This window comes from Mesorhizobium sp. ISC15 (genome assembly GCF_037162615.1).
GTDB lineage: Bacteria > Pseudomonadota > Alphaproteobacteria > Rhizobiales > Rhizobiaceae > Mesorhizobium > Mesorhizobium mediterraneum.
On the sequence record NZ_JAVSPX010000001.1, the window covers coordinates 682986 to 707745 of the forward strand.

Annotated in this window: 21 protein-coding genes and 1 riboswitch; of the genes, 11 read left to right on the plus strand and 10 right to left on the minus strand. The window is 63.7% G+C overall.

All coding sequences use genetic code 11. The features are described 5' to 3' along the window. The first annotated feature begins 159 nt into the window (after positions 1-159). The 4 genes from RPG13_RS03445 (at position 160) to RPG13_RS03460 (ending at position 5411) form a co-directional block, all read left to right on the plus strand. Positions 160-3573, plus strand: a complete 3414-nt coding sequence (locus RPG13_RS03445; protein WP_095487358.1) for a helicase-related protein — start codon at positions 160-162, stop codon at positions 3571-3573. A 15-nt stretch (positions 3574-3588) separates the two neighbouring features. Beyond that, positions 3589-3975: an RNA-binding S4 domain-containing protein gene (locus RPG13_RS03450; protein WP_095487360.1), complete on the plus strand. Its 387-nt coding sequence runs from the start codon at positions 3589-3591 to the stop codon at positions 3973-3975. A gap of 149 nt (positions 3976-4124) precedes the next feature. Next, positions 4125-4463, plus strand: a complete 339-nt coding sequence (fdxA, locus tag RPG13_RS03455) for a ferredoxin FdxA (RefSeq protein ID WP_095487362.1) — start codon at positions 4125-4127, stop codon at positions 4461-4463. 366 nt (positions 4464-4829) lie between these two features. Next, positions 4830-5411: a CarD family transcriptional regulator gene (locus tag RPG13_RS03460; protein ID WP_027152934.1), complete on the plus strand. Its 582-nt coding sequence runs from the start codon at positions 4830-4832 to the stop codon at positions 5409-5411. Between the two features lie 105 nt (positions 5412-5516). On the opposite strand, the gene RPG13_RS03465 is transcribed toward RPG13_RS03460, so the two are convergent. From RPG13_RS03465 to RPG13_RS03475, 3 genes are all read right to left on the minus strand, one after another. Then, a complete protein-coding gene (locus tag RPG13_RS03465) occupies positions 5517-6290 on the minus strand; it encodes an amino acid ABC transporter ATP-binding protein (RefSeq protein WP_337124403.1) in 774 nt (257 codons plus the stop codon). Continuing rightward, positions 6287-6967 (minus strand): amino acid ABC transporter permease, encoded by a 681-nt coding sequence (locus RPG13_RS03470; RefSeq protein WP_029348816.1) that lies wholly within the window; start codon positions 6965-6967, stop codon positions 6287-6289. Before RPG13_RS03470 ends, RPG13_RS03465 begins: the two co-directional genes overlap by 4 nt. Before the next feature lie 166 nt (positions 6968-7133). Beyond that, the gene (locus RPG13_RS03475) at positions 7134-7907 is read right to left on the minus strand and encodes an amino acid ABC transporter substrate-binding protein (protein ID WP_095487677.1); all 774 of its coding nucleotides are present in this window, start codon (positions 7905-7907) and stop codon (positions 7134-7136) included. Between the two features lie 324 nt (positions 7908-8231). Here RPG13_RS03475 and RPG13_RS03480 point away from each other — a divergent pair, with 324 nt between their 5' ends. Then, positions 8232-9095, plus strand: coding sequence for an RNA polymerase factor sigma-32 (locus RPG13_RS03480; RefSeq protein WP_095487366.1), 864 nt, complete (start codon positions 8232-8234; stop codon positions 9093-9095). 139 nt (positions 9096-9234) lie between these two features. Here RPG13_RS03480 and RPG13_RS03485 read toward each other — a convergent pair whose 3' ends face one another. From RPG13_RS03485 to thiB, 4 genes are all read right to left on the minus strand, one after another. Then, positions 9235-10662: a M48 family metalloprotease gene (locus RPG13_RS03485; protein WP_164547277.1), complete on the minus strand. Its 1428-nt coding sequence runs from the start codon at positions 10660-10662 to the stop codon at positions 9235-9237. Positions 10663-10961: 299 nt separating this feature from the next. Then, entirely contained in the window at positions 10962-11735 is a 774-nt protein-coding gene (thiQ, locus tag RPG13_RS03490) for a thiamine ABC transporter ATP-binding protein (protein WP_337124406.1), read from the minus strand. After that, the gene (thiP, locus tag RPG13_RS03495; RefSeq protein WP_337124407.1) at positions 11732-13351 is read right to left on the minus strand and encodes a thiamine/thiamine pyrophosphate ABC transporter permease; all 1620 of its coding nucleotides are present in this window, start codon (positions 13349-13351) and stop codon (positions 11732-11734) included. The genes thiQ and thiP overlap by 4 nt, the downstream gene beginning before the upstream one ends. A gap of 233 nt (positions 13352-13584) precedes the next feature. Continuing rightward, entirely contained in the window at positions 13585-14595 is a 1011-nt protein-coding gene (thiB, locus tag RPG13_RS03500; protein ID WP_337124408.1) for a thiamine ABC transporter substrate binding subunit, read from the minus strand. 43 nt (positions 14596-14638) lie between these two features. Next, a riboswitch (TPP riboswitch) is annotated at positions 14639-14753 on the minus strand. A gap of 102 nt (positions 14754-14855) precedes the next feature. On the opposite strand from thiB, the gene RPG13_RS03505 reads away from it, so the two are divergent. From RPG13_RS03505 to RPG13_RS03520, 4 genes are all read left to right on the plus strand, one after another. Beyond that, complete coding sequence (locus tag RPG13_RS03505) at positions 14856-15500, plus strand: thiamine diphosphokinase (RefSeq protein WP_127288396.1); 645 nt, start codon at positions 14856-14858, stop codon at positions 15498-15500. A gap of 1 nt (position 15501) precedes the next feature. Continuing rightward, positions 15502-17322 (plus strand): ABC-F family ATP-binding cassette domain-containing protein, encoded by a 1821-nt coding sequence (locus tag RPG13_RS03510; protein ID WP_126104553.1) that lies wholly within the window; start codon positions 15502-15504, stop codon positions 17320-17322. A gap of 160 nt (positions 17323-17482) precedes the next feature. Next, entirely contained in the window at positions 17483-17725 is a 243-nt protein-coding gene (locus RPG13_RS03515) for a type II toxin-antitoxin system CcdA family antitoxin (RefSeq protein ID WP_095487682.1), read from the plus strand. Next, positions 17725-18024 carry a CcdB family protein gene (locus tag RPG13_RS03520; RefSeq protein ID WP_095487375.1) on the plus strand — a complete coding sequence of 100 codons (300 nt, stop codon included), beginning with the start codon at positions 17725-17727 and terminating at the stop codon, positions 18022-18024. The genes RPG13_RS03515 and RPG13_RS03520 overlap by 1 nt, the downstream gene beginning before the upstream one ends. Before the next feature lie 35 nt (positions 18025-18059). On the opposite strand, the gene RPG13_RS03525 is transcribed toward RPG13_RS03520, so the two are convergent. Further along, positions 18060-19718 carry a hypothetical protein gene (locus RPG13_RS03525; RefSeq protein WP_337124409.1) on the minus strand — a complete coding sequence of 553 codons (1659 nt, stop codon included), beginning with the start codon at positions 19716-19718 and terminating at the stop codon, positions 18060-18062. Between the two features lie 74 nt (positions 19719-19792). Continuing rightward, positions 19793-21091, minus strand: coding sequence for an adenylosuccinate synthase (locus RPG13_RS03530; protein ID WP_095487377.1), 1299 nt, complete (start codon positions 21089-21091; stop codon positions 19793-19795). 322 nt (positions 21092-21413) lie between these two features. Between RPG13_RS03530 and RPG13_RS03535 the strand changes: the two genes are divergently transcribed. Together RPG13_RS03535 and RPG13_RS03540 are read left to right on the plus strand one after the other, a co-directional pair. Next, complete coding sequence (locus tag RPG13_RS03535; protein ID WP_127205986.1) at positions 21414-22304, plus strand: DMT family transporter; 891 nt, start codon at positions 21414-21416, stop codon at positions 22302-22304. Positions 22305-22564: 260 nt separating this feature from the next. Beyond that, positions 22565-22963 carry an SH3 domain-containing protein gene (locus RPG13_RS03540; RefSeq protein WP_127205987.1) on the plus strand — a complete coding sequence of 133 codons (399 nt, stop codon included), beginning with the start codon at positions 22565-22567 and terminating at the stop codon, positions 22961-22963. Positions 22964-23048: 85 nt separating this feature from the next. On the opposite strand, the gene serA is transcribed toward RPG13_RS03540, so the two are convergent. Beyond that, positions 23049-24647: a phosphoglycerate dehydrogenase gene (gene serA, locus RPG13_RS03545; RefSeq protein ID WP_127205988.1), complete on the minus strand. Its 1599-nt coding sequence runs from the start codon at positions 24645-24647 to the stop codon at positions 23049-23051. Between the last annotated feature and the right edge of the window lie 113 nt (positions 24648-24760).

The following is a 24760-nucleotide window of genomic DNA, read 5'->3' on the forward strand; positions in this document are numbered from 1 at the left end:
ATCAGGACCGGTTGACAACACCAGACGAGAGCCTTCGAGCTGCCGTTAGAACATTCCGCTTTCGCTTCGCGCCCGAAATCCCTATGTGTCGCTTGTCACACGCGCCACCATGGGGCGCGCTCCCGACAACGCGAGGCAGAGAGCCTTATTTCCAGGTCGATGAACATCCAGTCGAAACACACTGAGCCGCTGATCCTGTCGGGCCGCGACGTGACTGCCGTGCTCGGGCCGACCAATACCGGTAAGACCCATCTCGCCATCGAGCGCATGGTGGCGCATGAAAGCGGCATTATCGGCCTGCCGCTCAGGCTGCTCGCTCGCGAGGTTTATACACGCGTCTGCGAGAAGGTCGGCGCTCACAAGGTGGCGCTCATCACCGGCGAGGAGAAGATCCAGCCCGACGGCGCCAGATATTCGGTCTGCACGGTGGAAGCTATGCCGCGCCAGACCGACGCCGCCTTCGTCGCCATCGACGAGGTCCAACTGGCCGGCGATCTCGAGCGCGGCCACATCTTCACCGACCGCATCCTGCATCTGCGCGGCCGCCAGGAGACGCTGCTGCTGGGTGCGGCCACCATGCACGGCATCCTCCAGCGTCTGCTGAAGGGCGTGTCGGTGGTAACTCGGCCACGGCTGTCGCATCTCGCCTATGCCGGCTCGAAGAAGCTGACCCGTCTGCCGCGGCGCACGGCGATCGTCGCCTTTTCCGCCGACGAGGTCTATGCCATCGCCGAACTGATCCGCCGCCAGCAGGGCGGTGCGGCCGTCGTGCTCGGCGCGCTATCGCCGCGCACTCGCAACGCGCAGGTGGCGCTGTTCCAGTCAGGTGATGTCGATTACCTGATCGCCACCGATGCGATCGGCATGGGCCTAAACCTCGATCTCGATCATGTCGCCTTCGCCCAGAACCGTAAATTCGATGGCTACCAGTATCGCAACCTGACGGCGGCCGAGCTTGGCCAGATCGCCGGCCGCGCTGGCCGGCACTTGCGCGACGGCACCTTCGGCGTCACCGGCCAGGTCGATCCGCTCGACGAAGATCTGGTCAAGAAGATCGAAGGGCATGAGTTCGACCCGGTGAAGGTGCTGCAATGGCGCACCGCGCATTTCGATTTCGCCAGCCTCGATGCGCTGAAGCGCTCCATCGAGACCAACGCACCGGTCGAAGGCCTGACCCGTGCGCTGCCGGCAGTGGATGCACAGGCGCTCGAGCATTTGTCCCGCGACGAGGACATCCGGGCGCTTGCCACCGACGCCAGGCGCGTGGCGCTGCTGTGGGAGGCCTGTGCCCTCCCCGACTACAGGAAGATCGCGCCGGCCCAGCATGCCGACCTGATCGCCTCGATCTACACGGACCTTGCCAGGCATGGCCATGTCGACGAGAATTACATGGCAGAGCAGGTCCGCCGTGCCGACACCACCGAGGGCGACATCGACACGCTGTCGCACCGGATTGCCCAGATCCGCACCTGGACTTTCGTCTCCAACCGGCCCGGCTGGCTGGCCGATCAGGCACACTGGCAGGAAAAGACGCGCGAAATCGAAGACAGATTGTCGGATGCGCTGCATGAGCGGTTGACGAAACGCTTCGTAGACCGCAGGACTTCCGTCCTCATGCGGCGCCTTAGAGAAAATACCATGCCTGAAGCCGAAATTAGCCCAACCGGAACCGTCCTCGTCGAAGGCCACCATGTCGGCGAGCTGCAGGGGTTCCGCTTCACCGCCGACCAGAGCGCCGGCGGCGAAGACGCCAAGGCGGTGCGCACGGCAGCCCAGAAAGCGCTTGCAGCCGAGTTCGAGGCCCGGGCCGAGCGCTTCGGCGCCTCGGCCAACGGCGACATCGCGCTCGGCTCCGACGGCACGCTGCGCTGGATCGGCGCGCCGATCGGCACGCTGGTCGCAGGCGACGAGCCGTTGAAGCCGCGCCTTGTGCTGCTTGCCGACGAGCAGCTCACCGGTCCAGCCCGCGACAAGGTCGCGGCGCGCGCCGAGCGCTTCGTCAATTTTCAGATCGAGTCCTTGCTGAAGCCGCTGGTCGACCTCAAAAACGCCGAGCAGATCACCGGCATCGGCCGCGGCATCGCTTTCCAGCTCGTTGAGCATTTCGGCCTCATCAACCGCCGCGACATCGCCGAGGAGATGAAGTCGCTCGACCAGGAAGGCCGCGCCGCCCTTCGCCGGCTCGGCGTGCGCTTCGGCGCCTACCACGTCTTCGTGCCTGCGCTGATCAAGCCGGCCCCGGCCGGACTGGTGACGCTGTTATGGGCCCTGAGGAACGACGGCAAGGACAAGCCCGGCTTTGGCGACGTGGTTCACGCGCTGGCCTCCGGCCGCACCTCGGTGGTCATCGATCCCACCTTCGACAAGACCTTCTACAAGCTGGCCGGCTACCGCAATCTCGGCCGTCGCGCGGTGCGCGTCGACATCCTTGAACGGCTGGCCGATCTGATTCGGCCGGCAACCAACTGGAAGCCGGGCCTCGGTCAGCGGCCCGAGGGCGCCTATGACGGTCAGTCCTTCATGGTGACGCCGCCGATGATGTCGATCCTCGGCGCCACTGCCGACGACATGGAAGAGATTTTGAAAGGTCTCGGCTATCGCGCCGAGCCGAAGCCGGTGGCCGAGGTGAAGGCGCGGCTCGAGGCACAGGACAATGCCGCGCGTGAAGCCGCCGCGGCTAAGCAGGCGGCGCAAGAACAAGCCGAGCAGGCCAAGGCAGTGGAAGCCGCGATTGCGGACACAGCCGCCGAGGCGCCGGCCGAGAGTTCGGAATCGGAAGCGGCTACCGCGGCAGAGGCCACAGCCGAAGTTCCCGCGGAACCCGCAACCGAAGCGGAGCCTGTCGCGGAACCTCAGCTGGAAACTCCGGCTGAGGTCACGGAAGAGGAGCTGCCTGCAGCGGAAACCGCAGCTGAAGTGCCTGCGGTATCAGCGGCTCAGCCAGAGGCAGAACCCGAAGCCGCCGAGGTTGAGGTCGCACCGGCAGAGCCGGCTTCCGAAACCTCGCCTGCAACGGAAGCAGTTTCGGCCGAGCCTGCCGCGGCGGCGGAAGCCGCCACTGGCGAGGCTGTTCCAGAGGCCGAGGAACCAAAACCCATTCTGTTGTGGCGGCAGGGCCGCTTCGACCAGCGCCCGCGCCACCGCCACCATGACAACCGGCCCCGTGACAATTCACGGGACAATCGCCCGCGCAACGGGCAAGCCGCGCGCGACGGCCGCGGCGACGCGCCCGCAGATGCCACCGGCGGACAACCGGCCGGCGCTCCAGGCAGCCGGCCCACCCATGAAGGACGCCGCGACGGCGCCGGCAAGCCGCGCTTCGACCGCAGCAAATTCAAGCCCAAGCCCCAGGGCGAGGCGGGAGAGCGGCGCGACGGCAAGCCGCAGGGCGAGCGTTCCGATCGTCGCGAAAGCCGGCCTGACTGGAAGGGCGGCAGGCAGGACGGCAAGGGTGGCGCGCCAGGTGGAAAGCCCGCGTTCCAGCCTAAGCCTCGCGAGGAGCGTCCTGTGCGCTTCGACCCGGATTCTCCATTCGCCAAGCTCGCCGCGTTGCGCGACCAGCTGAAGAAGTAAGCCCCGCTCGCTCCGATGGTCACTGATGCCCGCCAGCGCATCGACAAATGGCTGTTCTTTTCGCGTGCGGTGAAATCGCGATCGCTTGCCGCGAAGCTGGTGGTGGCCGGACGCGTCCGCATCAATCGCGACAAAGCAGCGCAGGCCTCCGATATGGTTCGGGTCGGCGACGTCCTGACCATCACTCTTGAGCGACGCATCTTCATCTGGAAGGTGCTCGGCACGGGGAGCCGGCGCGGCCCGGCCGAGGAAGCGCGCCTGCTTTACGAGGATATGTCGCCACCGCCGGTGCCAAAAGGCGAGGCCGTTCCGGATGCGATTCCCGCGCTGCGCGATGCCGGCAGCGGCCGCCCGACCAAGAAGGAACGCCGGGATACCGACCGGTTGTTCGACGACGACTGACGCATAACCGGGCTTAGCCGCATCGCCCCTCTGGAATTCCATTCCGGAACATCGGTGTCGCGCGGCAATGGCTGCCCTTGCAAGCAGCGGGTAAAGGCGTTACCTGACCAAAAAAGCCCAACAAAAACGGGACGTCCCGGAGCCGACCGATGACCTATGTCGTGACCGACAATTGCATAAAATGCAAATACATGGACTGCATCGAGGTCTGTCCGGTCGACTGTTTCTACGAAGGCGAGAACATGCTCGTCATCCATCCCGACGAGTGCATCGACTGTGGCGTCTGCGAACCCGAATGCCCGGCCGACGCGATCAAGCCGGATACCGAGCCGGGTCTCGACAAATGGCTGCAGATCAACACCGAATATGCTGATAAATGGCCCAACATCACCGCCAAGAAGGAGCCGCCGGCCGACGCCAAATCCTTCGATGGCGAGGCCGGCAAGTTCGAGAAATATTTCTCCGCCGAGCCCGGCGAAGGCGACTGACAAGACCGCTGAGTCAGCCAGCATAACGCCGCGTAATAGGCACGGCACATTAACCGCCTCGACAGGCGGCGATGGCGCATGGCCTTCGCGCGTGCAGCAAAACCTTGATTCTTCCGACTTTTTGTGCTACATTAACCAAACATGCCGGTGACACAACGTCGATTTATGGCGCAAACGCCCCAAATCACTGAAAGGTGAATTTCTCAATCCGGACCAGAGTGATCTGGGGCAGGCGATCGCAATTATGCGGTTTGCCGGCCTCGGCTTTTCCGGTGGGTTCATCGTTGCGCGGCTAACGATCGGTTACCCGATCGCGCGAGTTCGGCCGGCAGAATGCCGGTACCACACCAAGGAGTTCATGGCGTAATGGCAACTATCACCCCGCAGAAGAAGTCCAGCGCAGCGCGTCACGGTTTTAAGACCGGCGAGTACATCGTCTATCCGGCGCATGGCGTCGGCCAGATCGTCTCGATCGACGAGCAGGAAGTTGCGGGCCACAAGCTGGAACTGTTCGTCATCGACTTCCAGAAGGACAAGATGCGCCTGAAGGTGCCGGTTGCGAAGGCGACCTCCATCGGCATGCGCAAGCTGTCGGAAGAAGATTATGTCGATCGCGCGCTGAAAGTTGTGCAGGGCCGCGCCCGCGTCAAGCGCACCATGTGGTCGCGCCGCGCCCAGGAATATGACGCGAAGATCAATTCCGGCGACCTGATCTCGATCTCGGAGGTGGTGCGCGACCTCTACCGCGCCGACAACCAGCCGGAGCAGTCCTATTCCGAGCGCCAGCTTTATGAGGCGGCACTCGACCGCATGGCGCGAGAGATCGCGGCCGTCAACCGCATGTCGGAAACCGAAGCGGTGCGCCTCATCGAGGTGAACCTCAACAAGGGTCCGAAGCGCGGCGCCAAGGCCGACAACGAAGAAGCCGAGCAGGAAGAAGCTGCCTGAGCGCTTCTCACCTTAGAATTCAGAAAAACCCGGCCTCGCGCCGGGTTTTTTGTTTTTTGCATGTCGTTATGCCAAAACCGCTACGCCCTTTTGGGGCAGCATGCATTAATCTTCGCCGCCGCCTTCCTTCTCCGCCTCCTGCTTCAGCGTCGCGATGAATCGCTTGGTTCGCTGGCGCTCCGGATTGCTGAACAGAACAGCGGCGGGGCCTTTCTCGACGATGGCGCCGGCGTCGAGGAACACCACTTCCTGCGCGATCTTGGAGGCGAGGCGCAGATCATGCGTCGCCATCACCATGGTGGTGCCCTCGCGGGCGAGCTGGCTGAGCACGTCGACCACTTCCTGCGCCAATTCCGGGTCGAGCGCCGAGGTCGGCTCGTCGCACAGCAGCACCTTCGGCGACGGCGCCAGCGCCCGGGCGATCGCCACGCGTTGCTGCTGGCCGCCTGACAGCGTCGCCGGCCAGGCATCGGCCTTGTGCGCCATGCCGACCTTTTCGAGCAGGGCGAGCGCCCGCTCGCGCGCCCTCGCCGTCGGCCATTTCAGCACCGTCACCAGCCCCTCCATGACATTTTCGATCGCCGTGCGGTGCGGAAACAGCTGGAAATTCTGGAACACCATGCCCGTCTGCAACCGCAGGCGCTGGATGGCCCTGCCGGGAACTTTGCCGCCCGGGTGGAATTCGAGCGCGTCGTCGCCGATGCGCACCGTGCCCGAAGTCGGGATCTCGAGCAGGTTGATGCAGCGCAGCAGCGTGCTTTTCCCGCCGCCCGAGGGACCGACAAGGGCGGTGACGCTGCCTTCCTCGATGGTGACGGTCACGCCCTTCAGCACGAGGTTGTCGCCAAAGCGCTTCTCGATGTCGGTGAGGCCGATCATGAGCGCGCCTCCAGGAAGCCGCCATAGCGGTTGAGCCGCTTTTCCAAGCGCGTCTGCAATGCCGACAGCACGGAACTCAGCGCCAGATAGAGAGCCGCCGCCTCGATATAGAGGATCAGCGGCTCATAGGTGGTGGCGACGATGCGCTGCGCCGCCTGGAACATCTCCGGCACGGTGATGGCGGCGGCCAGCGATGTATCCTTGACCAGCGAGATGAAGGTGTTGGATAGCGGCGGCACCGCGACGCGGCCGGCCTGCGGCAGTATGGTGCGCCGCATCGCCTGGCTCCAGGTCATGCCGATCGAATAGGCCGCCTCCCACTGCCCCTTCGGCACCGAGCCTATGACGGCGCGGATGATTTCCGACGTATAGGCGCCGATGTTGAGCGTGAAGCCGATCAACGCGGCTGAAAAAGCGTCGAGCAGGATGCCGACCGAAGGCAGGCCGTAGAAGATCAGGAAGAGTTGCACCAGAAGTGGCGTGCCACGGAAGATCCAGACGTAGAAGCGAACCACGGCGACCAGCGGCTTCGGGCCGAACAGCCGGACCAGCGCCGCGACCAGCCCAACGAACAGCCCGAAGGCGAACGACAGCAGCGTCAGCGGCACGGTAAAGATAAGCGCCGCCCACAACAGCGTCGGCAACGAGTCCAGCATCAATTGCAGCCAATGCGGCACGAAAACCCTCCTTGCGAGATTGCCGCCCAAAAACCGGCCCGGCAGCATCAAGGCGCGACCATACGGTCGTCATATCACGCGAAAAGCGGCGGCCGTCAAAGACGGCTCGCCGCGAGACTTGCTTGCCATGCGGGCCGGCAAACCCGGCCCGCTCCATGAAATGCGCTTACTTCGAAACGTCCTGGCCGAAATAGGTGTCGGCGATTTTCTGGTAGGTCCCGTCGGCCTTGATGTCGGCCAACGCCTGATTGATGGCGGCGACCAGTTCCGGATCGCCCTTGCGCACGATGACGCCGGAATAGTCGGCGTTTTCTTCCTGCGCGGCGATCTTCACATCGGCGTCGGGCTTGTGCTTCTTGAAATCGAGGAAGGACAGGCTGTCGTTGATGGTGGCGTCGGCGCGGCCGGTAAGAAGCAGCTGGATCGACTGGTCGAAACCGTCGGTGCCGACGAGCTCGGCGCCGTTCGTTTCGGCGAGTTTGCCGAAATTCGAGGTCAGCGACTGCGCTGCCTTCTTACCCCTAAGGTCGGCAAAGCTCTTGATGTCGGTATTGTCGCCGCGCACGATCAGCACCGCCTTGGAAGCGATGTAGGGATCGGAGAAATCATACTTGGCCTTGCGCGCCTCGGTGATGCCGACCTGGTTGATGACTGCGTCATAACGCTTGGCGTCTAGGCCGGCGATCAGCCCGTCCCATTTGCCTTCGAGGAATTCGGCCTTGACGCCGAGGCGCTTGGCGATCGCCTGGGCGATCTCGACGTCGAAGCCGACCAACGCACCCGAGGCATCATGATAGGTGAAGGGGGCATAGGTGCCTTCCGTGCCGACCTTGAAGACACCGGCCTGCTTGATCTGATCGAGATTGGCGCCGGCATGGCCTGATGTGACGGCCAGAACCTGCAATGTTGCGGCGACGATAAGCGATTTGAGCCATTTCATTTTTCTGTGATCCCGTCCTTGGCCGGTGTCCGGCGCATTTGTGAGCGCCGGAAACTGACAGATGCAGGCTTGCAAAATAAGGAATAAGATTTCAAAAATGATATGATTTCGAAATCCAATTCTAAAGCCCACATCGAGTCACGCCCAACCGACCGCGTAGCGACCGCCGCAACGAGCTTTCGGACAGTGCAATCCACGCGACCTCAGCGGCGGAACCATTCACCCGCGTGGCACGTTCTTGGCTGTTGTAGGGCGCGGCGTCGCCAATTCAACCACGATGCCAGCTCAGGGTCGCACCACAACGCCCGGAACAGGGAGCGTGGCATGATGGAAGATACGGCAGGGCGAACCATGGTCCGCGCGGCGATGAAAGCCCCCTATCTCGAGCGCGACGAGGAGCATCTTCTCGCGCTGCGCTGGAAGGAAGACAACGACCAGCAGGCGCTGCACCAAATCGCCATGGCACATATGCGGCTGGTCATTTCCATGGCCTCGAAGTTCCGCCACTATGGCCTGCCGCTCGGCGACCTGGTCCAGGAAGGCCATGTTGGCCTGCTGGAGGCAGCGGCCCGCTTCGAACCGGAGCGCGAGGTACGGTTTTCGACCTATGCGACATGGTGGATCCGCGCCTCGATGCAGGACTACATCCTGCGCAACTGGTCGATCGTGCGTGGCGGCACCAGTTCGGCGCAAAAGGCGTTGTTCTTTAATCTGCGGCGCCTGCGCGCCCGCTTGGCAAACGGCGCCGAGCCGATCTCGAATACCTCGCTCTATCGCGAGGTGTCAGTGGCGCTCGGCGTCTCCGAGGCCGACGTGGCGATGATGGATTCCCGCCTTTCGGCACCGGACAGCTCACTCAACCAGCCGCTCGCCGACGATGCGGGCGCCACCGAGCGGATGGATTTCCTGGTTTCGGACGATCCTCTGCCGGACGAGGTCGTGGGTGACACGATCGATGTCGAACGCCGCTCTGTCTGGCTGAAAACGGCGCTCGGCGCGCTCAACGCCCGCGAGCTCAGGATCATTGAGGAGCGCCGGCTGAGCGACGAGGGCGCGACGCTCGAAGCGCTCGGCGAGGCGCTCGGCATCTCCAAGGAGCGCGTCCGCCAGATCGAGGCACGCGCCATGGAAAAGCTCAAGATAGCGCTGGTGAAGCAAAACCCCGAGTTTCTGGCGACAGCCGCCTAGGGTGTGTCGGGATTCAGGTTAGGCCGAGCCGAAAACGGTGGTTTCCGAGAACCGGAGCGGAGCGTACTTAAAGTACGTGAGCACCGGAAGCGCAGGAACTGCCGTTTGCAGGCCGGCATCACCTGAATATCGACACACCCTACCTGTCGGTGATGATCTTGACTTTATCACCGGCCGAAACGGCAGCACCGGGCGACATCGCATTGAGCACCCTGAACAGGTCGAGCTTGCGGTCGACGCCGACCATCTGCGCGGCGAGCGAGCCCATGGTCTGTCCGGGCTGCACCGTGACGACGCGGATATGCAGCGGCTTCAGCGCCGCTTTCTCGGCCGCGCTCAAGATACGGAACGAGCCGCTGACCGAGCGCGCCACGGCGTCCAGCGAGGTGCTGGCGGAGGGGGCTGCCGTCAACAGTCGGTAGACCTGACCGCCGGCGCGGATCACCGCGATGTCGAACTGCCAGCCCTCGGCGCTGGCATGCGCCGTCGCCGCCTCGTTGCCGTTGATCGTTTCCTGGCGCACGCTGCTTTCGTCGAGACCAGCCACCCAACCGCTGCGGATGTAGTCGGTCAGCGGGCGGCTCTTGTCGATCGAAACGCCGTCGAAGCGGATCGCTATGTCGCCGGGTCCGGTTGCCGTCACCGCCGCGGCCGAGTTGTCGATGATGAAGCCGCCGGGCACCGAGAATGACACGCCGAGCCCCGGATGCAGGAAGGTTTCGCCACGCACATAGCCTTCCTCCGGCGTGTCGCCATAGAGCAGGCCGTCTATACCGGCGAGGAAGGGGTCACGGTCGCGCGTCCCGACGCCAGGCGCGCCGAACTGGCGGGCATGGCGCTGCGCCAGATCGATGCGCTGCGGCGTGTTGGGGTGCGTCGCCAGGAAGTCGAGGCTGGCGTCGGTGGCGCCGCTGATCGAGCGGAAATCGGTGTAGGCCGACATGGACTGCAGGAAGCGGCCGGCGGCAAAGGGATCGAAGCCCGCCTCGCCGATCGACTTGATGCCGATGCCGTCGGCCTCCAGCTCCTGATTGCGCGAGAACTGGGCAAGCCGCAGCTTGCCGCGGATCAGTGCCGCCTTGGCGGTCGGGCTGTCGCCGAGCACATCCGAGACGACCTTCGTAGCAAACCCCTCCTCGGCCTCGAGCTGCTGGCGCTGCAAGCCATGGTTGGCAGTGACGTGGCCCATCTCATGCGCGATCACCGCGGCGAGCTCGGCCGAATCGTTGGCCAGCGCCAACAGGCCGCGCGTGATGTAGAGATAGCCGCCCGGCAATGCGAAAGCGTTGACGTTGGGCGAATTGAGGATGGTGATGCGGTAGGTCTGGGTCGGGTTGGCCGACACCACGGTCAGGCGGCCGACGACCTTGGCGACCATGCGCTCGAGCTTGGGATCGGAATATTCACCGCCATAGGTGGCGAGGATACGCGGATGCTGCGCCTTCGCCATTTCGGCGAGCTTGCTGTTAGCGGCGACATTGTCGACCGTGATCGGTTTGCTGGAAGGCTGGAAGCCGGATTCCTGAACGTCCGGAGGCGTGAACATCTGGCAGCTTGCCAGCGCCATGGCAAAGCCGGCCAGCGCGAGGAAGCGCGCCAGCGGTTTCCTTCTCACTCTGTCGGTGCCGGTCGGCAGAACAGCTTCCTTTCGGGTCTCGGCACATGACCCCGAAAATCGGGCATCGATTTTCAGAAAAGGATCATGCGCAAAATCAAACTGCCACAGCATCCTTCGCGCGCACGAGCACACGCGGCACTGTAGTGGCAAATCACAGTCTATGCCGGACCAGTATCGGAGGACCTAGCCACACTACTTTGACCAAGGCAAGCAAACGCCACATCGCCTGAAGCCGGTTTGGCCGTAAATTATGTCCGCTTCCGGGCAACATCTCGTGATCCTTGGCCAAACGGACCTGCACCGATATAACGCCGGAATGCTTCCGGTCCAGCCTTGGTGAAAAAATCGGCGACAGTCCCCGTCGCGGCAACCGTGCCATTGTCCAGGAACACCATGTCCTGGCCGATACGGTGGGCGTCCTCCGGCTGATGGGTGACGAACAGCACCGTCATGCGCCGCTCCGCATGGACGCCGGCTACCAGGTCGAGCATGTCGTCACGCAAGGCCGGCCCGAGCGAGGCGAACGGCTCATCGAGCAAAAGAACCGGCCGATCGCGCACGAGGACGCGGGCGAGTGCGACACGCTGCCGCTCGCCGCCGGAGAGTTCGCGCGGCAGACGCCGTTCCTTGCCGGCAAGGCCGACGCGCTTGAGTGCCCCCGCGATTGCCACGTGGTCGGCCTCAGCCAGCCTGAGCGACGGCGAGCGGCCAAGGCCGACATTTCGTTCGACCGAAAGATGGGCGAAGAGATTGTTCTCCTGGAACACCATTGACACGGGCCGCGTCGAAGGCGGTTTGGCGCCGACATCGGCGCCGCTGATCAGCACGCGGCCCGATCGTGGCGTCTCAAAGCCGGCCACCAGATTGAGCAGCGTCGATTTTCCCGAGCCGCTCGGCCCCATGATCGCAGTGATCTTCGAGGCGGCGAACGCGACATCGAATAAAAACGGCGCTTCGCCATAGCTGAACGAGACCTTTTCCAGCCGCACAGCCGTGCCGTTTTCAGCGCTGCTGAGCGTCATGTCTTTTCTCCCCGCCCCAGCCGATCCGCGGCCAGCACAAGCGCGAGACAGACCAGGCCGAGCAGCAGCGCTAGGCCGGCGGCATCCATCGTGCGGTAGCTGCCCATGCGCGCCAGCAAGAGATAGGGCAGTGTCTGCAGGGAGTCGCTACCGAACAGGGCGATGACGCCGAGATCGCCGAGCGACAATGCCATGGCAAAGGCGAAACCCATGGCGAGCGGCCGCCGCAGCGACGGCCAGTCGATCAGCCGGAACCGGTTCCAGCCCGAAATGCCAAGCAGCAAACAGAGCCGTTCGTGGCGTTCGCTCGCCGCATCATAGCCGGGGCGAATAGCGCGGATGGCAAACGGCATCGCCATCACCGCGTTGACGGTGACGACCATGACAGGGGCGATCGCGAAGACGTCGCTGACGGTACGCAGGAGCAGAAACCAGCCGGCGCCGATGACGATGGGCGGCACGACGAGCACGAAGCCGGCGCCGGTATCGGTGGCATGCTCGAGCAGCGTCTTGGCGCCGACGCGACGCTTCAGGGCCAGTGCCCGTCGTCCCATGACGAGCGACAGCGACAGCGCCACCGAAAGCAGCGCCGCCAGCAAGGCGAGCACTGCGCTGGTCAGCGTCGCTTGCCGCACAGCGCTCTCGCCCGCCAGCCGGCCAAGATCGGCGCCAAGGCCCGACATCACCGTGGCCGCCATCGGCCCGGCGACGAACAGCAATGCCAGAACGATCAATGCTGCGTTCAGCACGGTCTCGCCGACGCTTGCCGAAAGATACCGGCGCGGTGCCACCGACAGGTTGGCATCGCCGACGGTGTTGGCGCCGAGCCGCATCAACACCAGCACCACGACGAAGGTCAGCGCGATCTGCAGCAGTGTCAGCGTCACCGCGCGGGCAGGATCGAAATCGAAACGCAGCGCCTGGTAGATAGCGACCTCCAGTGTCGTCGCGCGCGGCCCGCCGCCCAGCGTGAGCACGATGGTGAAGGATGTGATGCACAGCATAAAGACAAGCCCGGCGACGCCCGGCAGCGCCGCCCGCAGCGTCGGCCATTCGATCAGCCGGAAGGCGGGTCTGGCGCCCATGCCGAGCTGGCTCGCCAGCCGCCACTGGTCGGCCGGCACTGTCCCCAGCGCTTCAAGGAACAGCCGCGTTGCCAGCGGCAGGTTGAAGAAGACGTGGGCGACGAGGATGCCGGACAGGCCGTATATGCCCGGCCAACCCTGACCGCCAATCGCGCTGAGCAGGCCGGCGAAATAGCCGGCACGGCCATAGAGGGCCAGAATGCCGAGCGCGGCGACGATGGCCGGCAGCGCCAGCGGCACGGCGAAGAGCTGCAGGATCAGGCCGCGGCCAAAGAACCACGGATGCCGCGACAGCGCCCGCGCAACGAGCAGCGCCGGCAGGACGGACAGCAGTGTCGACAGTAGCGCTTGCCATAAGGTGAAACGGACAACGCGGAAGAGATAGGGGTCGAAGGCCGACGCGGCGCCGGACGGGTCGCGGGCGCCTTCGACGATGAGCCCGGCGAACGCTCCACCGATCAAAAGTGCTATTGCCGCAAGCGCGAGAATGCCAGCTGTGACGCGGGAATCCGATGATGGCGCGCGTTGCACGCTAGACCACCAGATTCGAGATTCTTAGCGAGGATTGCGTTCCTTCGCGCCCCCCTCTGTCCTGCCGGACATCTCCCCCACGAGGGGGGAGATTGGCAGGTTCAGCGCTCCGCTCATTCCGGCAATGTCGGAGATTGGCGAAAGCCGGCATGATGGCCGATCTCCCCCCTCGTGGGGGAGATGTCCGGCAGGACAGAGGGGGGCGCCGTAGAGTGATCATCGTCAATCAGAAGCTACTTGCTCATCACCGCCAGCCATTCGTCGACCCAGGCCTTGCGGTTGGCGGCGACCTCTTCGGGGCTGAACAGCAAGGCCTTGGTCGGCTTGACGAGCTTGTCGAAGGCTGGGTTGAGCGGCTTGTCGGTCTTGCCGGCAGGAAACATCCAGTTGGTCTCGGGAATGACGTTCTGGAATTTCGGACCGGTCATGAAGGCCAGGAACTTTTCCGCCAGCGGGTTCCTCGCACCAGTCGTGGTGATGCCGGCAACCTCGATCTGCAGGTACTCGCCCTCCTCGAAGGACGCCGCCTGATAGCGTTCGGTGTTTTCGGCGACCATGTGATAGGCCGGCGACGTGGTGTAGGACAGCACCATCGGCGCCTCGCCCTTGGTGAACAGGCCATAGGCCTCGCTCCAGCCCGGCGTCACGGTGAGCACCTTTGCCCTGAGCTTGGCCCAGGCTTCCGGCGCCTTGTCGCCATAGACCGATCTCACCCACAACAGCAGGCCGAGACCGGGCGTCGAGGTGCGCGGATCCTGGATGACGATCTTCTCATCGGCATCGCCCTCGACCAATTCCTTCAGGCTCTTCGGCGGGGTCTTCAGCTTTTCGGTGTCGTAGACGACGGCGAAATAGCCATAGTCGAACGGCACAAAAATATCGTCGCTCCAGCCGCCCGGCACCTTGACGTCCGATACCGGGCCATGCGGCGAAAACAGGCCGGTAGCCTTGGCTTCCACCGTCAGATTGGTATCGAGGCCGAGCACGATGTCGGCCTTGGTCGCGGCCCCTTCCAATCTGACGCGATTGAGCAGCGCGACGCCGTCGGCGACCGCAACGAAATCGAGAGTGCAGCCGCATTCCGCCTCGAAGGCCTTCTTGACCGCGGGGCCTGGACCCCAGTCGGCGGTGAAGCTCTCATAGGTATAGACGGTGAGTTTCTCCTGCGCGGATGCTGGCCCGGTGCCGAGAACGGACGCGGCAAGCAGCATTGCCGAAACAAGAGAGTATGAAAACGTGCGCATCGGCGCCTCCTTCGTTCACATTGAAAGGAATTGAGGCGTCGGGCTGTCCGAAACGTCTAATCCCTCCGCCGGTACAAACCGGATCAGGTTCAGCGGGTTGGCATGGTTGCCTCTCAGCTGGTCCGCGAAGATCACGTCCAGCACCCCGTTAGAGCGTTTCGACACATAGGCCCGGCCGAAGTGCTGCGCAAGCTGAAGTTTGCAGGGCATCTGGAGCGCGGCCTTCCGTTTCGCAAGCAGGGCTGGTAAGGGCCACGCATATGAGCAAATTCACCATCCTGCTTGGCGGCGATCTTATCCGCACGCCGCTGCTCGACCGCCAGGTCGAAGGCTCCCGTGTCATCGCCGCCGACGCTGGCATCGGCCATGCCCGGACGCTGGAGCTGACGCCGGAACTCTGGGTCGGCGACTTCGATTCGGTGCCGGCGGACTTGCCGGACGATCTGGCCGCCGTGCCCCGCCAGGTGTTTCCGGCAGAAAAGGACAAGACCGACGGCGAGCTGGCTATCGCCGCTGCGCTCGAACGCGGCGCGACCGGGCTCGTGCTCGCCGGCGCGTTCGGCGGCAAGCGCACCGACCACGCCTTCCTGCACCTCGCGCTCAGCATCCGGCTGGCCGAGGCAGGCATAGAGGTGCTTTTGACCAGCGGCGCCCAGGAAGGCATCCCCTTGCTTCCCGGAAAGACCGGCTTCGACTACGCCGACAGCACGCTGTTTTCGATCCTCGGCTTCTCCGACCTTTCCGGCTTGACCGTTACCGGCGCCAAATGGCCGCTGAACCACGTCGAGGTCGCGTTCGGCTCATCGCTGACCATTTCCAACGAGGTCAAGGGCCGGCTCGAAATCGCGCTGGGCAGCGGCCGCGCGCTGTTGCTCGCCCATCCTTTTCCCCTACCTGAAAGCTGACATGGCGCCGCCACTTCTCAATCTCGACGGGATAAAGCTGACTTTTGGTGGCACGCCGCTGCTCGACGGGGCGGAACTGACAGCGTCGGCGGGCGACAAGATCGCTTTGGTCGGCCGCAACGGCTCGGGCAAGTCGACGTTGCTCAAGATCGCTGCGGGATTGATCGAGCCGCAGGACGGCGAGATGTTCCGCCAGCCTTCGGCGACAGTGCGCTACCTGCCGCAAATGCCAGACATGGATGGTTTCGCCAGCGTCCGCGCCTATGTCGAGGCGGGGCTTGGACCCGCCGATGACCCCTACCGCGCCACCTATCTGATGGAGCATCTCGGCCTGTCCGGCGAGGAACGACCGAACGACCTGTCCGGCGGCGAGGCGCGGCGCGCTGCCCTTGCCCGCGTCATGGCGCCGGAGCCCGACATTCTCCTCCTCGATGAGCCGACCAACCATCTCGACCTGTCGGTCATCGAGTGGCTGGAGGAGGAGCTTGCCCGCACCTCTTCGGCGCTGATTGTCATCTCGCACGACCGCCGCTTCCTCGAGCGCGTGTCACGCGCCACCGTCTGGCTCGACCGCGGCCAGACCCGCCGTCTCGACAAGGGTTTTGGCCATTTCGAGGAATGGCGCGACACGGTGCTGGAAGAAGAAGAGCGCGAGCAGCACAAGCTCGGCCGCCAGATCGTGCGCGAGGAGCACTGGCTGCGTTATGGCGTGACGGCGCGACGCAAGCGCAACATGCGCCGGCTCGGCGAGTTGCAGACCATGCGCCAGCGCTTTCGTGGCCATCGCGGCGCCGAGGGCGCGGCGACCATGGTGGCCAGCGACGCCGCCGAATCCGGCAAGCTGGTGATCGAGGCCAAGAACATCGAGAAGAGCTTTGGCGACCTCACCGTGGTCAAGGGCTTCTCGACCCGTATTCAGCGCGGCGACCGCGTCGGCTTGGTCGGGCCGAACGGCGCCGGCAAGACGACGCTCTTGAAGATGCTGACCGGCGAATTGAAACCGGACTCAGGCACGGTGCGGCTCGGCACCAATCTGGAGATCGCCACACTCGACCAGAAGCGCGAGGCGGTCGATCCGCAAGAGACACTGGCGCAATACCTCACCGACGGACGCGGCGAGAACCTTGTCATCAATGGCGAGCAGCGCCACGTCGTCTCCTACATGAAGGATTTCCTGTTCAAACCGGAACAGGCGCGCACGCCGGTGCGTGAGCTTTCGGGCGGCGAGCGAGCGCGGCTGTTGCTGGCCCGCGTGCTGGCACGGCCGGCAAACCTTCTGGTGCTCGACGAGCCGACCAACGATCTCGACATGGAGACGCTGGAACTGCTGCAGGAGCTGGTCGCCGGTTTTGCCGGCACCGTCATCCTGGTCAGCCACGACCGCGATTTCCTCGACCGCACCGTGACCAGCCTGATCGCGCCGGACGGCGGCGGCCGCTGGATCGAATATGCCGGCGGCTATTCCGACATGCTGGCGCAGCGCGGCGGCACCAGGCTGGACGACCGCAAGGCGCGGACGAAGGCCGAGACCAGCGAAGCGACGGCGGCAGCCAGGACCGAAGCAGCTGCGCCGAAGGGCCCGGCAAAGAAACTGTCGTTCAAGCAGAAATTCGCGCTGGAATCGCTGCCCAAGAAGATCGAGGCGGTGACCGCCTCGATCTCACGGCTGGAGGACAACATCGCCGACCCGGCCTATTACGAGCGCGATCCGGCCTCGTTCCAGAAGACCATCGCCGCCCTCGACAAGGAAAGAGCCACGCTGGCCGCGCTTGAGGAGGAATGGCTGGAACTTGAAATGTTAAGGGAAGAAATGGAGGGATGAGGAGCGTTCGGCCGCGGGCCGATCGATCGACAATTATTTGTAGATTGGAGCGACGAACGCCGAAGCCATAGCGGAGGGCTGGGCGCACGATCAGACGCCGTTTCGTCGTTGCTACGCCGGGCAAATGCGCATACATTATGCGCACACTGCGGAGGTCACAATGCGCAAGCTAGCCTTGAACGCGGTTCGCCAGCCGGCAAACCTGTCGATCGACTCAAAACTCATGAAGGAAGCCAAGGGGCTTGACGTGAACGTCTCACGCGCCGCGGAGGCCGGCATCGCAGAGGCTGTCGCTGCCGAAAAGGCGCGACTATGGAAGCTTGAGAACCGAGCCACGATCGAGGCGTGGAACGAATACGTCGAAAAGCACGGTATCCCGCTGGAAGAACATCGGCAGTTCTGATGGCACGCTATGATGTCTTCGCGGGCCGGGTCGAAGGCAGCTATTTGCTGGACGTTCAATCCGACCTGCTCGACGATTTTAAAACACGGGTAGTGATCCCGCTTCTGCCGATAACAATGACGCCGCCGCCGATGCGAAAGCTCCACCCCATCCTCGAGATCAATGGCCGAAAATTGATAATGGCGACCCATCTGATCGCCACCGTTCCGGCCAAGGAATTGGGTGAAAGTCGACTGAATATCACCAGGCACCACGACGACATCGTGGCAGCACTCGACATGCTGTTCCAAGGCTTCTGAGCCAAAGGGGAGCGTTAGGCTGGTGAGCGCGGCCCTCAGCCCGCCGTCTTTGTCTGCCAGGCCTTCAGCGCCTCATCGAACACCTTCTCGCCGGGAATGCCCTTTTCCATGGTGAGCAGCGCCCGCCGTCCGGTCTTGTAGACGACCGGCACGTCGATCCAGTTCTGGCCCCGGAGCAGGGTCAGATTGGCGTCTTCGTCCGCCTTGGTGTCGTTGAGAGCGACCAGGAAGAAGCCGTCGGCGATTTTGGCCGGGATGCCGATCAGCGGACTACCGGCATCCTGTTCGGAGCCCTTCATGGCGACGCGCAGGATATTGTCGACGCCGCCGCCGTCGAAACCGTCGGGCGTCAGGAAAATCATTTCGATGATATGGCTGGCCGGCAGCGTTTGGTCGGTGTTGCGGCGGATGGTCATGCGCAACTGCACGTCCTTGCCCGGAATGCTCGCCTCGGCGCGGATTGCCGGCTCGGGCGGCAGATTGCCGCCGGGCGATTCCTGCACCAGCGACCAGACGATGCTGCCGGGCTCGGCTGAGCCTTGGGCGGTGCTGGTGCGCTCCTCGTAGAAGATCGCCTTCTGGCCGACCGCCAGCGCGGTTTCCGCAGGCGCGGCTGTCGGCGCGGCCGGTGTGGCACTCGGGGTCGGCGCTGCCGGGGCGGCTGCGCTGTCGGTAGGCGCCGCCGGCGTCGGCGCTGCTCCATCGGCAGGCGGTGTCGCAGGGGCTGCACCTGGCGTGGCGGGCGCATTCGTGGCTGGCGCATCGCCGCCCGGCGCTGCGGGCGCAGGTGCGGCCGGAGGCGGCGTGGTCAGTGCTGCGACGGATTCGCCCTCTCCGATGCCGCTTTGTCCTGAAGCAGCGGGGCCGGGATCGACCTCACCGCCCTCGGGCGTCAGGCGCTGGGTGAACTTTGCGCCCTCGGCATCCGTTGGAGCCGCTGCGGCCGGAGGCCTTGCCGCGGCATCGGTAGCCGGCTCGGCCGGAGCAGGCTTGACCAACGGTTCGATCGTTGCGACCTCGGTGCTGTTGAGACCCAGCATATTGCTGAACGCGTCCTTGTTCAGCCAGATGCCGTAGCCGCCGCCGGCAACGACGAGCAGAGCGACGACAGCGGCGATCAGCCCGCCATAGCTGCGCTTGCGCTCGGCAGGACGCAGACGCGGAAAGGTGTCCGCCGCCGGTTCCTCCTCGTTGGAAAAGACATCGCTTCTAAAGACGTCGCCCTTTTCGTCCGCCGCTGGAAAATCCCTGTCCGAAGGCACCGGATCGGTGCGCTCTGGAGGAGAAGCAACGGACGGCGGCTTTTGCCAGTTCGGCGCGGCTTTGGCGGCAGGCGTCGGCTGCCATGCCGGTTCGGTCTTTGCCGGCTGCCATGCTGGCTCGGCCTTTGCCGGCTGCCGGACATGGCTGGGTTGGTTCTTGTTGCGGTCGATGGAGGAGAAGATGTCTTCCAGTTCCGCCAGCGGATCGGATGCGGGCGCAGGCTTGGCATAGCCCCGCTCTACGCTGGCGATGGCGTCTTCCAGGGTGCGCTTATGCTGGGCAACGACCGAAGGCGCCAGCGGCGGTGTGTTCTTGGCCAGCTTGTCCGCGATGGTCGAGCGAGCCTTCTCATAGACTCTCGCGCGTATCTCCGGCGTCGGATTGCCAAGGCCATCGAGCGTCTTTTTCAGAGCACCAACAAAATCTGCCATGCTTCAGTCGACCTGCATTTCGTTTCTGGGCCGGCCCCCGCAAATCGGCCGCGATGCCCGGAACGGCTGAGAATCTAGTCTTGAAACGGATCGGTCACAAGTATTGTGTCGTCCCGTTCAGGGCTGGTGGAAAGGAGTGCGACCGGCGCGCCGATCAGTTCCTCGATATGACGGACATATTTGACTGCCTGGGCCGGCAGATCGTTCCAGCTTCTGGCGCCGGCGGTGGTGCCTTTCCAGCCCTCCAGCGTCTCGTAGACCGGTTCGACTCGCGCCTGCGCGCCCTGGCTGGCCGGCAGATAATCGATCGCCTCGCCGTCGAGGCGGTAGCCGGTGCAGACCTTGATCTCGTCCAGACCGTCGAGCACGTCGAGCTTGGTCAGAGCGATGCCCTTGATACCGTTGACGGCGACGGCTTGGCGAACCAGCACGGCATCGAACCAGCCGCAGCGGCGCTTGCGGCCAGTGACGACGCCGAACTCGTGGCCGCGCGTGCCCAGGAACTCGCCGATCTCGTTCTTCTGTTCGGTCGGGAACGGACCTTCGCCGACGCGCGTCGTATAGGCCTTGGTGATGCCGAGGACATAGCCGATGGCACCCGGGCCGACGCCGGATCCGGCTGAGGCCTGGCCGGCGACCGTGTTGGACGAAGTGACGAACGGATAGGTGCCGTGGTCGATGTCGAGCAGCGTGCCTTGCGCGCCTTCGAACAGGATGCGTTCGCCGGCGCGGCGCTTGTCGTCGAGGATCTTCCAGACACGGTCCATATAGGGCAGTATCTCGTCGGCGACCGAAATCAGCTCATTCATGATCGCGTCATGCGTGACTTCTGCGTGGCCGAGCCCGCGGCGCAGCGCATTGTGGTGCGTCAGCAGCCTGTCGACCTTCAAGGGCAGCGTTTCCAAATCCGCCAAATCCATCACCCTGACCGCGCGCCGGCCCACCTTATCCTCATAAGCAGGGCCGATGCCGCGACGGGTCGTGCCAATCTTCGTTCCGGAATTAGTGGCGGCGTCTTCGCGGAATCCGTCCAGTTCCCGGTGCAAGGACAGGATAAGCGCGGTGTTTTCGGCTATTTTCAGGCGCTCAGGCGTCACCTCGACGCCTTGCGCCTTCAATTTCGCCACTTCCGCGACGAAGGCGTGCGGATCGAAGACGACGCCATTGCCGATGATGGACAGCTTGCCTTGCCGCACCACGCCGGACGGCAGCAGCGACAGCTTGTAGACCTTGCCGTCGACAACCAGCGTATGGCCGGCATTGTGGCCGCCCTGGAAGCGCACGACGACGTCGGCGCGCTCCGACAGCCAGTCAACGATCTTGCCTTTGCCCTCGTCGCCCCATTGCGAGCCGACGACCACCACATTGGCCATGTTTCTTTTCCCTTGAGGCGCCGCTCGGAGCGGCTTGAAATGGTTTCGAAACGACAGGCTTCTATCGCATCGGCCCGAAAATCGGAATCGATTTCGGCGAGCACGATGCGAACATTCAAAGCCTCGAGACGCGTACTGTGTGCGACCAAGTGGACGCACGTCGCTCTATAACGTCAAGACCCGGCGAGCGCGACCATTCTTTACCGCCGAAGGCGCCCCCAGGCACAACAATTTTCGCCTTTGACATCATTTACTTGGGCGAACCATCACAATAGGTCGGCAAAAGACCCTTCGCCCGCCCGCCCCGGCTGGAAATTTCGCGATGCATCGAACCGCCTATCTGTTCCTGCTGTTCACCACCTTGCTGTGGGGCGGCAACTCCGTGGCCGGCAAGCTGGCGGTCGACCACATTTCGCCGATGACGCTGGTCTTCCTGCGCTGGGTTCTGGCCGTTCTGATCATGCTGCCGATCGGCTGGCGAACGTTGCGCGAGGACTGGCCGGTGGTGCGCAAGCATTGGTTGCTGCTCGGCGGGCTCGGCGCTTGCGGCTTCACCTTCTTCAACGCCATCTTCTACACGGCGCTCAACTACACCACGGCGATCAACGTCTCGATCGAGCAGGCGGCGATACCGATCGTGATCATCCTCGCCAATTTCGTGCTGTTTCGCCTGCGTGTGAACCGGGTGCAGATCGCCGGCGTCGTGCTGACGATCATCGGCGTCGCCCTGACCGCCAGCCATGGCGATCTGCGCCAGCTCCTCAGGCTGGATCTCAATTTCGGCGACGCCATCATGCTGATCGCGGTGCTTTGCTACAGCTTCTACTCGGTCGGGCTGCGGCTGAAGCCGGCCATACGCTGGCAGAGCCTGATGCTGGCGCTGTCGATTGCCGCACTTGCCACTTCGCTGCCTTTCTTCCTGTGGGAGGTGGCGGCCGGCAAGGTCATCGTTCCCGATGCACGCGGCTGGGCGGTCGCGTTCTACACCGCGATCGGCGCCTCGGTCATCTCGCAGATCTTCTACATCAGGGGCAACGAGCTGATCGGCGCCAACCGGGCCGGCCTGTTCATCAATCTGGTGCCGATCTTCGGCACGCTGCTCTCGGTGCTGATCGTCGGTGAGACATTCCAGCTCTATCAGGCGCTGGCCCTCGTGCTGGTGCTCGGCGGCATCAGCCTCGCCGAATACAGCGGAAGGAAGATGGCGATTTAGCCGGCAAATGTTCGGCGCCGGATGCGGATGGTGCGATCCAGAGCCTGTCGCAGCCTCATGGTGAACCAAGCCCCTACAACAGTGGCCGGACGAATATCCAAAACAACTAATGTATTAAGAACCAGAGATACCAGTACGGCTGTATTAAGGATACGGACATTCCAATATACGGCGCCATTCCCTGGAGATTGACTTTTTCATCTTTCGCAACTCATCTTCCCAGCACCAGTTTAGCTGATCTCGGTGAAATGGAGACGATCATGAATTTTCGAATGCTTGCGGCGCTTGTCCTTGCTTTTGTTGGCTTGGCAGCCTTTCCCGTATCGGCCTCCGCAGCCACCGCCTATACAACCGGGACCTTGAATGTGCGAAGCGGCCCTGGCCCCGGCTATGCAAGGATCGCAACATTGCCGGCCGGCCACAGGGTGACGGTGATCGATTGCCAGGGCAGCTGGTGCGCAATTCGTGCCGCCGGGATACGGGGCTGGGCCAGCGCAAACTATCTGGACCGCGTCTATGTTTCCCGACCGATCGTCGTGCGGCCGCACATTATCGTTCGCCCGCCGCATTACCGTCCGCATCGGCCGCACCGGCCGCATAAGCCGCACCGGCCCCGTCCCGGCAAATGCAAGATCGCGCCCGGCTTCGCCTGCAAATAACGGCCGTCAAAGGATTATCCAAACGCTCTGACGTCATTGTCGAAACGCCCCGTGTGCTTTTGGAAGCACGCGGGGCGCGGATGATTCAGGCGCCGCCCACATCGAAATGCAGCCGCTTGGCGGAGTCGATCGACTTGTGCGCCCGCACCTGCTCCAGCACGTTTTCCGGGAACGGCGCATCGAGATAGAGCAGCGCGATGGCATCGCCGCCAGGCCGGTTGCGGCCGAGCTGGAAGTTGGCGATGTTGACGCCGTTCTCGCCGCAGACCGTGCCGAGCAGGCCGATGATGCCGGGCGCATCGGCATTGGTCGTGTAGAGCATGTGCTGGCCGACCTCGGCGTCAAGGTTGATGCCCTTGATCTGGATGAAGCGCGGCTTGCCGTCAGAGAAGCAGGTGCCGGCGATCGAGCGCGTCCTATGCTCGGTCTTGACCGTGAGCTTGATATAGCCGTCGAACACGCCGGATTTGTCGCGCTTGACCTCGGCGACGATGATGCCGCGCTCCTTAACCATGATCGGCGCCGACACCATGTTGACGTCGGAGACCTGCGGCCGGATCAGCCCGGCAAGGGTGGCGCTGATAAGTGCTCGCGTGTTCATCGTCGCGGTCGACCCGTCGAACAGGATCTCGACCTCTTTGATCGGATCCTCGGTGACCTGTCCGACAAAGGCGCCGAGCACTTCGGCAAGCTTGACGAAAGGTTTCAGGCGCGGCGCTTCCTCGGCGGTGATCGACGGCATGTTGATGGCGTTGGAAACGGCGCCCTTGATCAGATAGTCGGACATCTGCTCGGCGACATGCAGGGCGACATTCTCCTGCGCTTCGGTGGTCGACGCGCCGAGATGCGGCGTCGCCACGACATTCTCCAGGCCGAACAGTTCATTATACTCCGCCGGTTCGACCTCGAACACGTCGATGCCAGCACCTGCCACCTTGCCGCTTTTCAGCGCCGCGATCAGATCGGCCTCGACGACCAGCCCGCCACGCGCGCAATTGATGATGCGCACACCGGTCTTCATTTTGGCGATCGCCGCGGCGTCGATGATGTTACGCGTTTTGTCGGTAAGCGGTGTGTGCAGCGTGATGAAGTCGGCGCGGGCGAACAACTCGTCGAGCTCGACCTTCTCGACGCCGAGCTCCTCGGCGCGGCTGTCCGACAGGAACGGATCGAAGGCGATGACGTGCATCTTCAGGCCGACGCCGCGTGTGGCGACGATCGAGCCGATATTGCCGCAGCCGATGATGCCCAGCGTCTTGCTGGTGATCTCGATGCCCATGAAGCGGTTCTTTTCCCATTTGCCGGCATGGGTCGAGGCATTGGCTTCCGGTATCTGGCGGGCCAGCGCAAAGATCATGGCGACGGCATGCTCGGCGGTGGTGATCGAATTGCCGAAGGGCGTGTTCATCACGATGATGCCCTTGCGGCTTGCCGCCGGGATGTCGACATTGTCGACGCCGATGCCGGCGCGGCCGACCACCTTCAATTTGGTGGCGGCGTTGATCAGCTTCTCGGTGACTTTCGTCGCCGAACGGATGGCGAGGCCGTCATACTGACCGATCACTTCAAGGAGCTTTTCCTTGTCCTTGCCGAGATCGGGCAGGTAGTCGACCTCGATGCCGCGATCCCTGAAGATCTGCACGGCGGTGGTGGAGAGTTTGTCTGAGACGAGAACGCGGGGCATGGGCTAGATCCTTTGCGATTGGCGCCCCTCCCCCTTGAGGGGAGGGTCGGCGCGAAGCGCCGGGGTGGGGTCGTTGCGGCCGGACGCGGCCGATTCTTTCTGGATGGTGGGGT

Excerpts from the sequence above, each read along its gene's own strand:
- serA (WP_127205988.1), bottom strand. The coding sequence starts at position 24,647 with ATGCCCCGCGTTCTCGTCTCAGACAAACTCTCCACCACCGCCGTGCAG.
- thiB (WP_337124408.1), bottom strand. The coding sequence starts at position 14,595 with ATGCGCACGTTTTCATACTCTCTTGTTTCGGCAATGCTGCTTGCCGCG.
- RPG13_RS03480 (WP_095487366.1), top strand. The coding sequence starts at position 8,232 with ATGATGGAAGATACGGCAGGGCGAACCATGGTCCGCGCGGCGATGAAA.
- RPG13_RS03520 (WP_095487375.1), top strand. The coding sequence starts at position 17,725 with ATGGCACGCTATGATGTCTTCGCGGGCCGGGTCGAAGGCAGCTATTTG.
- RPG13_RS03445 (WP_095487358.1), top strand. The coding sequence starts at position 160 with ATGAACATCCAGTCGAAACACACTGAGCCGCTGATCCTGTCGGGCCGC.
- RPG13_RS03505 (WP_127288396.1), top strand. The coding sequence starts at position 14,856 with ATGAGCAAATTCACCATCCTGCTTGGCGGCGATCTTATCCGCACGCCG.
- RPG13_RS03515 (WP_095487682.1), top strand. The coding sequence starts at position 17,483 with ATGCGCAAGCTAGCCTTGAACGCGGTTCGCCAGCCGGCAAACCTGTCG.
- fdxA (WP_095487362.1), top strand. The coding sequence starts at position 4,125 with ATGACCTATGTCGTGACCGACAATTGCATAAAATGCAAATACATGGAC.
- RPG13_RS03530 (WP_095487377.1), bottom strand. The coding sequence starts at position 21,091 with ATGGCCAATGTGGTGGTCGTCGGCTCGCAATGGGGCGACGAGGGCAAA.
- RPG13_RS03465 (WP_337124403.1), bottom strand. The coding sequence starts at position 6,290 with ATGATCGGCCTCACCGACATCGAGAAGCGCTTTGGCGACAACCTCGTG.
- RPG13_RS03540 (WP_127205987.1), top strand. The coding sequence starts at position 22,565 with ATGAATTTTCGAATGCTTGCGGCGCTTGTCCTTGCTTTTGTTGGCTTG.
- RPG13_RS03525 (WP_337124409.1), bottom strand. The coding sequence starts at position 19,718 with ATGGCAGATTTTGTTGGTGCTCTGAAAAAGACGCTCGATGGCCTTGGC.
- RPG13_RS03460 (WP_027152934.1), top strand. The coding sequence starts at position 4,830 with ATGGCAACTATCACCCCGCAGAAGAAGTCCAGCGCAGCGCGTCACGGT.
- RPG13_RS03475 (WP_095487677.1), bottom strand. The coding sequence starts at position 7,907 with ATGAAATGGCTCAAATCGCTTATCGTCGCCGCAACATTGCAGGTTCTG.
- RPG13_RS03510 (WP_126104553.1), top strand. The coding sequence starts at position 15,502 with ATGGCGCCGCCACTTCTCAATCTCGACGGGATAAAGCTGACTTTTGGT.
- RPG13_RS03450 (WP_095487360.1), top strand. The coding sequence starts at position 3,589 with ATGGTCACTGATGCCCGCCAGCGCATCGACAAATGGCTGTTCTTTTCG.
- RPG13_RS03485 (WP_164547277.1), bottom strand. The coding sequence starts at position 10,662 with ATGGCGCTGGCAAGCTGCCAGATGTTCACGCCTCCGGACGTTCAGGAA.
- thiQ (WP_337124406.1), bottom strand. The coding sequence starts at position 11,735 with ATGACGCTCAGCAGCGCTGAAAACGGCACGGCTGTGCGGCTGGAAAAG.
- RPG13_RS03535 (WP_127205986.1), top strand. The coding sequence starts at position 21,414 with ATGCATCGAACCGCCTATCTGTTCCTGCTGTTCACCACCTTGCTGTGG.